The organism is Aeromonas sp. PS2Canimalfood6, assembly GCF_048276795.1.
Classification (GTDB): domain Bacteria; phylum Pseudomonadota; class Gammaproteobacteria; order Enterobacterales; family Aeromonadaceae; genus Aeromonas; species Aeromonas caviae.
Genome location: NZ_JBLUXC010000009.1, coordinates 100637 through 109819, shown reverse-complemented (window position 1 = coordinate 109819; position 9183 = coordinate 100637). Strand labels below are relative to the sequence as shown.

Genomic DNA, 9183 nt, shown 5'->3' with positions numbered 1-9183 from the left:
TAGGATAGGCATCAACTCAGTCCTTTGGGTGTGGCTTGTTTTGTTTAGCGACTAATCAGATCGCACAAACTGGACTGAGTTCCCTTCCTCCGGTGATCTACTATTCGGAACAGCTATTTAGGAAATGCCGCCGCCCGGCGCAAGCCGGGCGCTGCGCCCTGCGACCAAAAAGATCCTGGGGCGCACCAATGAAAACGAGCCCGCATGGGGCTCGTTTTTCTGCAAGGGCATGTTCTGTTACATGATGCCCAGCTTCTTCAGGTCGGCCTGAACCACCTTGGCCGGGACCGGCACATAGCCGTCCTTGGCAACGATGGTCTGGCCCGCCTTGGAGAGCATCATCTTCACAAACTCCTGCTCCATCGGGGAGAGCGGCTTGTTCGGATGCTTGTTCACGTAGACGTACAGGAAGCGCGACAGCGGGTACTTGCCGGTGATGGCGTTGTCGGAGCTCGCCTCGATGAAGGTCTTGCCATCCTTGGAGAGCGGAACGGCGCGCACGCCGGAGGTGACGTAGCCGATACCGGAGTAGCCGATGCCGTTCAGGGAGGAGGAGACGGACTGTACCACGGAGGCGGAGCCCGGCTGCTCGTTCACGCCGCTCTTGAAGTCACCGTTGCACAGGGCGTGTTCCTTGAAGTAACCGTAGGTACCGGACACGGAGTTGCGACCGAACAGTTGCAGATCCTTGCCGGACCAGCTGCCGTCCAGACCCAGATCAGACCACTTGGTGGCCGCCTTGGCTTCGCCGCACTTGAGGGTGCTGGAGAAGATGGCGTCGATCTGCGACATGGTCAGCCCCTTGATGGGGTTGTCCTTGTTGACGAACACGGCCAGGGCATCGACGGCGACGCGGATGGCGGTCGGCTTGTAGCCGTAGCGCTTCTCGAATGCCTCCTCTTCACCGGCCTTCATGGCGCGGCTCATGGGGCCAAACTGGGCGACGCCCTCGGTCAGGGCAGTCGGTGCGGTGGAAGAACCGGCGGCCTGGATCTGCACGTTGACGTTGGGATACATGCGCTTAAATTCTTCGGCCCACAGGGTCATCATGTTGGCCAGAGTGTCCGAGCCGACAGAGGACAGGTTGCCCGAGATGCCGCTGGTCGGTGTGTATTCCGGCAGGTCTTTATCCACACCGGCAGCCAGAGCGCTGACAGAAAACAGGGTTGCTGCGGTGAATCCGATGACACCAGCCAGTTTGTTGAGTTTCATCCAATCTCTCCAAGTCCAAGGTTGCAGAAGGCAATCGTCAGGTTGACGTCTATACGTGGTTGACACCCGATCGCAATGATCCGTGGGCCAGCACCACTCCTTCTCCAGTGTTACAGAAGGTCCGTTCTTTAAGACGGCGCCAGTATCTGGCCTGGCAGTGACAAATTTATGGAATTTATATGACACTTTGATGACATGGGCCGAGAGTGGCCCGGATGAAAAAAGGGCTGCGATGCAGCCCTTCTATCGTTGCTAACACATTGACACAAAATATTATTTCACCAGCACCATGCGGGCGGGAATGAGAAAGCTGAAGCGGCTGCCCGCACCGACCCGGCTCTCGATATCGAGATGGGCATCGTGATGACTCAGGGCATGCTTGACGATGGCAAGGCCGAGCCCGGACCCTCCGGTGTGGCGCGAGCGGGCCTTGTCGACCCGATAGAACCGCTCGGTGAGCCGTGCCAGATGCTCGGGGGGGATCCCCTCCCCCTCATCCTGCACCGCAAACAGCGCCATGCTCCCCTGCTTGCGCCACTCCACGGTGATCTTGCGCCCCGCCGGGGTGTAGTGGATGGCGTTGTAGACCAGGTTGGAGACGGCGCTGCGCAGCTGATCCTGATCCCCGCGCACCAGCAGATTGGGCTGGACCATGAAGACGATTTCGTGGGCCCGCTCGCCGGAGAGCGCCCGCGCCTCCTGCTCCAGCAGCCCCAGCATGGCGGGCATGTCCACCAGATGGGAGAGATCCACGGTGGGCGCCGCCTCGATGCGCGACAGGGTGAGCAGCTGGTTGACCAGATTGTCCATGCGGATCGTCTGCTCCATCATCACCTTGTGCGCCTTGGCCCACATGGCGGGGGGCGGCAGCTCCTCGGTCATCTCCAGATACCCCTTGAGCACGGTGAGGGGGGTACGCAACTCGTGAGAGACGTTGGAGACGAAGTGCTTGCGCGTCTTCTCCAGGCTGCGCAGCCGGGTCACATCCCGCACCACCAGCATGGCCTGATCCTCCGCATAGGGCATGATGCGAAATTCGAGGAACTTCTCCTCGTTGATGGGGGAGTGCATCTCGAATGGCTCGTCATACTGCCCCTTGCCCAGATAGGCGACGAAGGCGGGGTGACGGATCAGGTTGCCGATGTGCTGGCCGGCATCCTCGGGCCAGCGAAAGCCGAGCAGTTGCTCCGCCAGCCGGTTGCACCAGAGGATGCTGCCGTCGGTGCGAAACACCACGGCCGCATCGGGCAGCGCCTCCGCCCCTTCCCGAAAGCGGCGGATGAGGCCCGCCAGCTCCCGGCGCCGGGCCCGGTGACGCTGCTGCAACTTGTAGATGCCGTTGAAGATGTGCTCCCAGCTGCCGCTGCCGTGGGGCGGCACCAGGCTGCGATCGTGCCACAGCCAGTCCGACAGCCGCTTCTGGAAGCGGTAGTGCCAGACCAGGTGCACCACAGTGGCCACCAGCAGGCAGAGAACGAGATGATCGATTAACCAACCTACCAAGACGAAGGGGCTGTAGAAGAACGCCATTCGCCACAACTGTCGCCGCCAGGCGTAAGGTTGCAACATTAAGATCTCCTAGAGGCAGCAAAGAGCCGGGTCCAATGCCCGCCGGCAGGCGCTGGCGGCACTGGCCCTGACCTAGAGACGGGTCGAGAAGCGGTAGCCGGCCCCGCGCACCGTCTGGATCAATCTGTCGTGCCCCGTCTCTTCGATGGCCTTGCGCAGGCGGCGAATGTGCACGTCCACCGTCCTGTCCTCGACATACACGTTGGTACCCCAGACGTTGTTGAGCAACTGCTCGCGGCTGTAGACCCGCTCGGGGTGGGTCATGAAGAAGTGCAGCAGCTTGAATTCGGTCGGCCCCATGTCGAGGGCCTTCTCCTCGGCACTGACCCGGTGGGAAACGGGATCCAGTTTGAGCCCCTGCACCTCGATCACCTCGTCCACCGAGGTGGGAGAGACGCGGCGCATCACGGCGTGCAGGCGGGCGGTGAGCTCCTTGGGGGAGAAGGGCTTGGTGATGTAGTCGTCGGCACCGGCCTCGAGCCCGCGCACCTTGTCCTCTTCCTCGCCCCGGGCGGTCAGCATCACCACCGGGATCTGGCGAGTCATCTCATCCTGCTTGAGCTGCTTGAGGAACTGGATACCGCTGCCACCTGGCATCATCCAGTCCAGCACGATGAGTTCGGGGTAGGGTTCGCGCACCTTTGCCAGTCCATCGGCGTAATCTTCTGCTTCTACTGTTTCATATCCCTTCTGCTCAAGCACGAAGCAGAGCATTTCGCGGATCGGTGCCTCGTCCTCGACCACCAGAATTCGCTTAGCCATATCCCTTCTCTCTCCTCTGTGAAGATGGGTGCGCCAATTATTAGAACTTTCTGTGACACTTTTATGACTTTATGACGGGCGGGATGATAAACGTTTTCAGATTCAGTTGGCAGCAGCGAGTTGCAGCAGGTCCCAGCGATTGCCACTGATGTCCTCGAACACCACCACGGTGCCGTAGGGTTCGAGGCGCGGCTGTTCACAAAAATGAACACCATAGGCCAGCATCCGCTCGTAATCGCCCCAGAAGTCGTCGGTCTCAAGGAACAGGAAGACCCGACCGCCCCCCTGGCGACAGATGGCGGCGCGCTGCTCCTCGTTGGCCGCGCGAGCCAGCAGCAGGGCGGAGCCGGGAGCCCCCTTGGGAGCGACCCGCACCCAGCGTTTGCCCGGTTTGCCCGGCTCGTCGAGGGGGTGTCTTCCAGTAGCTCGAAGCCCATTCCCCGGGTGAAGAAGGCGATGGCCTCGTCGTAATCCGCCACCAGCAGCGTCAGGGCGCCAATGTGTTGTGCCATGGCATCTCTCCTCGGATAAATGATGGGGCGCATGATAGCCCCGCCCGGCCATGGGCTCCAGCGCCGGATCAGTCGGGCGCCACCTCCACCCGGTTGCGACCATTCTGCTTGGCCTGATAGAGCGCCTCGTCGGCCCGCTTGAGCGCCTGCTCCAGGCTATCCTTGCGCCGCTCGGCCACCCCGAAGGAGGCGGTGATACCGAGCCCCAGCGGCCAGTGCCTGTACCCCTCCAGCGCCCCTCTCAGCCGCTCCGCCAGGGCGGCGGCCCGTCCCTCGTCGTAATGGAGGCAGACCAGCACGAACTCCTCCCCGCCCCAGCGCACCAGTCGGCACAGGCTGTCGCAATGGCGCAGCAGCTCGCTCACCATGTGCTTGAGCACCTCGTCCCCCACCGGGTGGCCGTGACCGTCGTTGACCCCCTTGAAGTGATCGATGTCGATGTAGATGAAGGAGAGCGGCATCTCGCCGAGCTCCCCGAGCAGCTTTTCGCCGCCGAGCCGATTGAGGGCCCCGGTCAGGGGATCGTAACGGGCCTCCTCCTCGGTGCGCCGGTTCTGCTCGCACAGGCTCGCACTCAGGGCTTCAGCCGCGAGGCGCGCCTCCCTGGCCTTGCGCAGCCGATCCCCGAACATCAGGTTCTGGACCAGGAAGAGCAGCACGCCGTAGACAAGCCACCCCAGCAGCAGATAGCGATAGAAGTCCCCCGGCTTGCACCAGCGGCCATAGAACTCCAGCCGCTCGAGCCGCAACCGGTGCTCCCCCGGCAGCATCTTGTCATCGGAGGCGATCTCGATGGCGTAAACATGGTGCAGATCCGGCCCCTGCTGGACCAGCGGAATGTCGTACTGCTGCACCCACCAGGAGCTGGGGGCAAAGACATTCAGGGGGACATCCTGCTCACGACCAAAATCCCTGGCGGTGAAGAGCACTTCGTTGAACTTGTGGGAACTCTCGTCTTCCCGCGTCGAGTAGACGGGATCGTAGTTGCGCAGATAAAGGCGCCAGGCCTGTACCCCCTGCCCTTCTACATCCAGCCTCACCCGCACCCCGGTGAAGCCGGAGAGATCCAGCCCCTGCTCGGGATCGGTCAGGGTCAGAACCAGCTCGCAGAAAGGATAGGCATATTGGCTTCGCAGGGTGCACTGGATGGCGGGTCTGTCGCCCCCCTGACTCAGGGTGGCGACGGAGGAGCCCTTGTGGGCCCTGTCATCCTGGGCACGCACGGACAAACCGGCCTGGCTCAGGATGTCGAGCCGCCGCTCGGGTCCGAATTCGAATAACACCATGGCCAGCAGGCTCGCCGCCAGCAGGCACCAGAACAACAGCGTCGTCATGCGGGAATAGGAAGGGATCATCGGCATCACACCTGAAAAAGGGCTTTTACCCTACACCTTGAAGCGCCGAACCGCGCTGATCCAGATCCAAGGTTATTACACGCGCCGCACCGGGCGCAGACGGGTGCCGACTAACCGGCACGGGCCCCATGGGGCGCAAGCGGCATCGGCCAGCAGCCGGGAGAGAGGCGGGGGGCCTCGTCGGTGGTGAGATGGGTCATTGCGCACTCCCTGCGATGGAAACATAACGAAAAAACGTCCTTGCCTTCGCAGTCTACACAAGCGCTGGACGGCGCGACACCCTTCACCCCTCCTCCCGCAGCGCCCGATAGAGGGTGGTGCGACTGATGCCAAGACGGCGCGCCGCCTCGCTCACGTTGCCGCCGCACTCTGCCAGGGTCTGTTGCACCCGCTGCCGACTCTGCTCGCGCAGGGTACTCCCTCCCAAAGGTGAGCTCGCTCCCCCTTCCACGGCGGGCAGATGCAGATGGGCAGGTTCAATCCAGCCCTGCCCCTCTGCCAGTACACAGGCCACCTCCAGCGCCTGTTTGAGCTGGCGCACGTTGCCGGGCAGAGGGTGAGCCAGCAGCCGCTGCTCCGCCTCCCGGCTCAGTTGTAGCGCCGGGTCCATCTGGGCGAGCAGGTTCAGGATCAACCCCTGACGCTCGGGCACCGACCAGGCCCGCAGGGGTGCCAGTTGCTGGCGCCAGCCGCAGATGCGGTAGTAGAGATCTTCGCGAAAGGTGCCGGCCGCCACCATGGCCGCCAGATCCCGATGACTGGCGCTGACCAGCCAGAAATCCACCGCCTCGGGTCTGTGGCTGCCCACCGGGGTGACGACGCGCTCCTGCAACACCCGCAGCAGCCGGGTCTGGGCCTGGAGCGGCAGCTCGCCAATTTCATCCAGCATCAGGATGCCGCCGTGGGCGGCGCGCAGATAGCCCTGGCTGCCCTGGCTGCGGGCACCGCTGAAGGCCCCCCCCACGTAGCCGAACAGCTCGGCCTCCACCAGCTCCGCCGGCAGGGCGCCGCAGTTGACGCACACCAGAGGCCGCGCCCGACGGCTCGATCTGGCGTGCAGGGTGCGCACCAGGTGCTCCTTGCCGCTGCCGGTCTCCCCCTCGATGAGCAATGAGATGCCCCGCTCCAGCATCTTGAGCGGCACCTGCTGCGCCTGCGATCCCCCCTCCTCAACCGCGCTCGGCAGGGGAAGCCTGGCGGCGCGCTCCCCCGCCTCCGGCGCCAGCCGCAGGCCGCGGCGTTCGCGCAGCAACTGCTGGCCGTCGAAGGGGTGCTGGCCGAGCCAGAGCCGACCGGCCCGGTTGGCCCCGAGCAGCTCGCCCCCTTCCCCCAGCAGCAGGCGGGCAGACCAGAGGCTCTGGGGATCGAGATCCACCAGCCAGCCCGGCTGGCGGGCCAGCAGGGCGTTTTCCAGGGTCATGGCCAGGAGACGCACGGTGCCCAGCATGTCGCCGCCGTGGTGGGCCGCATCGGTGGAGATGTCGAGCACGCCGAGCAGTTGCCCGTCCGGCCCGAGCAGGGGGCAGGCGCTGCAACTGAGAAAACTGTGCTGGGCGAAGAAGTGCTGCGCCCCCAGCACCTGCACCTCGCTCTGCTCGGCCAGCGCGGTGCCGATGGCGTTGGTGCCCTTGCTCGCTTCCCCCCAGCGGGCGCCGCTGCGCAAAAAAATGCGCTCGGCATGGCGGGCAAACCGATCGTCTCCGCTCACCGCGAGGATGGCCCCCTCGCCGTCACACAGCAGCAGACGACAGGGTCTGCCCGCCAGCAACTGGCCAAAGAGCGGCAGCACGAAGCGCTGGAAGCAGGCGATGAGCGTCCTGTGCTGCTCCTGGCGAGCCGACAGCTCCCCCTGGGGCAGCAAGTCCAGCTCGGCGCTCTGCTGGCGGCTCAGCCCCTGATGCAGGCAGCGCTCCCAGGAGCGCTGGATTGGGCTGGCACCGGATTGAGGCAACTCGCTCATCACACCTCCTTCTACACACTCGCGAATAGGGCCGCCTTGGGGAAGCGCCTTCATCACGTCTCCTGTTCACAAACGGCACAGTGTCACACCCGATGTTCAGAAACGGCACAGTTCGGGGGCCGTCCAGGGGGGCACTGGTTAACCAAGATACCCCTTGGCACCCCGTTTGATAACGTTTTTGCAACCTTTTTGTGTAGAGCGCCACCCGCTGGCACGCCCCTTGCGATGACAGGAAGCAACCGGACTGCCCGCCAGGCCGGTCAGGACCACACACACATAAGGATGATGAGATGATTTATACCGCTCCCGGTCAGGCAGGTGCCCTGGTCAGCTTCAAATCCCGTTATGACAACTTCATCGGTGGCGACTGGGTGGCGCCGCGCGCCGGCCGCTATTTCGAGAACATCTCGCCGGTGGATGGCCGGGTGTTCTGCGAGGTGGCCCGCTCCGACGCCGCCGACATCGAGCTCGCCCTGGACGCGGCCCACAAGGCGTTCGCCAGCTGGAGCAAGACCAGCGTCACCGAGCGCAGCAACCTGCTGCTGCGCATCGCCGATCGCATCGAACAGAACATTGAAGTGCTCGCCGTCGCCGAGACCTGGGAGAACGGCAAGGCGGTGCGCGAGACCCTGGCCGCCGACCTGCCCCTGGTGGTGGATCACTTCCGCTACTTCTCCGGCTGCATCCGCGCCCAGGAGGGCTCCGCCGCCGAGCTGGACCAGAACACCGTCAGCTACCACTTCAAGGAGCCCATCGGGGTGGTCGGCCAGATCATCCCGTGGAACTTCCCCCTGCTGATGGCCGCCTGGAAGCTGGCCCCGGTACTGGCGGCCGGCTGCTGCAGCGTGCTCAAGCCCGCCGAGCAGACCCCGGTCACCATCATGCTGATGATGGATCTCATCAAGGACATACTGCCCCCTGGCGTAGTCAACGTGGTCAACGGCTTCGGCGCCGAGGCGGGCCAGGCGCTCGCCACCAGCAACCGGATCCAGAAGCTGGCGTTTACCGGCTCCACCGAGGTGGGCGCCCATATCCTGCGCTGCGCCGCCGACAAGCTGATCCCCTCCACCGTGGAGCTGGGCGGCAAGTCCCCCAACATCTACTTCGCCGATGTGATGCAGCACGAGAGCAGCTACATCGACAAGGCGGTGGAAGGGATGCTGATGACCTTCTTCAACCAGGGGGAGGTGTGTACCTGCCCCTCCCGCGCCCTGGTGCAGGCCAGCATCTATGACGACTTCATGGACCGGGTGCTGGCCCGCGCCCGCACCATAGTGCAGGGCAACCCCCTCGACACCACGACCCAGGTGGGGGCCCAGGCGTCCCGCGAGCAGTTCGACAAGATCCTGAGCTACATGGAGATCGGCCGCGGCGAAGGGGCCAAGATGCTGCTGGGCGGCGGCCCGGCCAAGGTGAGCGGGCTGGAGGGGGGCTTCTACATCCAGCCCACCATCTTCTCGGGCCAGAACAAGATGCGGGTGTTCCAGGAGGAGATCTTCGGGCCGGCGCTCGGGGTCACCACCTTCAAGGACGAGGCGGATGCCCTGGCCATTGCCAACGACACCCAGTACGGGCTGGGGGCCGGCCTGTGGACCCGGGACAGCAACCTGGCCTGGCGCATGGGGCGCGGCATCCAGGCCGGCCGGGTCTGGGTCAACTGCTACCACGCCTACCCGGCCCATGCGGCCTTTGGCGGCTACAAGAAGTCGGGGATCGGTCGCGAGACCCACAAGATGATGCTGGACCACTACCAGAACACCAAGAACCTGCTGGTGAGCCACGACATCAACCCCCTCGGCTTCTTCTAAGCCCA

6 protein-coding genes and 1 pseudogene are annotated in these 9183 nt (G+C 64.1%); 1 reads left to right on the top strand and 6 read right to left on the bottom strand.

Annotated elements, in window-relative coordinates; all coding sequences use genetic code 11:
* Positions 1–237 precede the first annotated feature (237 nt).
* The 6 genes and pseudogenes from ACNPAA_RS06255 to ACNPAA_RS06230 form a co-directional block, all read right to left on the bottom strand.
* Entirely contained in the window at positions 238–1212 is a 975-nt protein-coding gene (locus ACNPAA_RS06255) for a PstS family phosphate ABC transporter substrate-binding protein (RefSeq protein ID WP_039039286.1), read from the bottom strand.
* A 273-nt stretch (positions 1213–1485) separates the two neighbouring features.
* Positions 1486–2781 carry a phosphate regulon sensor histidine kinase PhoR gene (gene phoR, locus ACNPAA_RS06250; protein ID WP_161470785.1) on the bottom strand — a complete coding sequence of 432 codons (1296 nt, stop codon included), beginning with the start codon at positions 2779–2781 and terminating at the stop codon, positions 1486–1488.
* Positions 2782–2853: 72 nt separating this feature from the next.
* A complete protein-coding gene (gene phoB, locus ACNPAA_RS06245) occupies positions 2854–3543 on the bottom strand; it encodes a phosphate regulon transcriptional regulator PhoB (RefSeq protein WP_010673471.1) in 690 nt (229 codons plus the stop codon).
* A 102-nt stretch (positions 3544–3645) separates the two neighbouring features.
* Positions 3646–4055, bottom strand: a pseudogene (locus ACNPAA_RS06240) (VOC family protein).
* 68 nt (positions 4056–4123) lie between these two features.
* Positions 4124–5410, bottom strand: a complete 1287-nt coding sequence (locus ACNPAA_RS06235) for a sensor domain-containing diguanylate cyclase (protein ID WP_053288159.1) — start codon at positions 5408–5410, stop codon at positions 4124–4126.
* 283 nt (positions 5411–5693) lie between these two features.
* A complete protein-coding gene (locus ACNPAA_RS06230; RefSeq protein ID WP_417891652.1) occupies positions 5694–7370 on the bottom strand; it encodes a sigma-54-dependent Fis family transcriptional regulator in 1677 nt (558 codons plus the stop codon).
* 290 nt (positions 7371–7660) lie between these two features.
* Between ACNPAA_RS06230 and ACNPAA_RS06225 the strand changes: the two genes are divergently transcribed.
* Positions 7661–9178 carry an aldehyde dehydrogenase family protein gene (locus ACNPAA_RS06225; protein ID WP_042014628.1) on the top strand — a complete coding sequence of 506 codons (1518 nt, stop codon included), beginning with the start codon at positions 7661–7663 and terminating at the stop codon, positions 9176–9178.
* The last annotated feature ends 5 nt before the right edge of the window (positions 9179–9183 follow it).

Excerpts from the sequence above, each read along its gene's own strand:
- ACNPAA_RS06255 (WP_039039286.1), bottom strand. The coding sequence starts at position 1,212 with ATGAAACTCAACAAACTGGCTGGTGTCATCGGATTCACCGCAGCAACC.
- phoR (WP_161470785.1), bottom strand. The coding sequence starts at position 2,781 with ATGTTGCAACCTTACGCCTGGCGGCGACAGTTGTGGCGAATGGCGTTC.
- phoB (WP_010673471.1), bottom strand. The coding sequence starts at position 3,543 with ATGGCTAAGCGAATTCTGGTGGTCGAGGACGAGGCACCGATCCGCGAA.
- ACNPAA_RS06235 (WP_053288159.1), bottom strand. The coding sequence starts at position 5,410 with ATGATCCCTTCCTATTCCCGCATGACGACGCTGTTGTTCTGGTGCCTG.
- ACNPAA_RS06230 (WP_417891652.1), bottom strand. The coding sequence starts at position 7,370 with ATGAGCGAGTTGCCTCAATCCGGTGCCAGCCCAATCCAGCGCTCCTGG.
- ACNPAA_RS06225 (WP_042014628.1), top strand. The coding sequence starts at position 7,661 with ATGATTTATACCGCTCCCGGTCAGGCAGGTGCCCTGGTCAGCTTCAAA.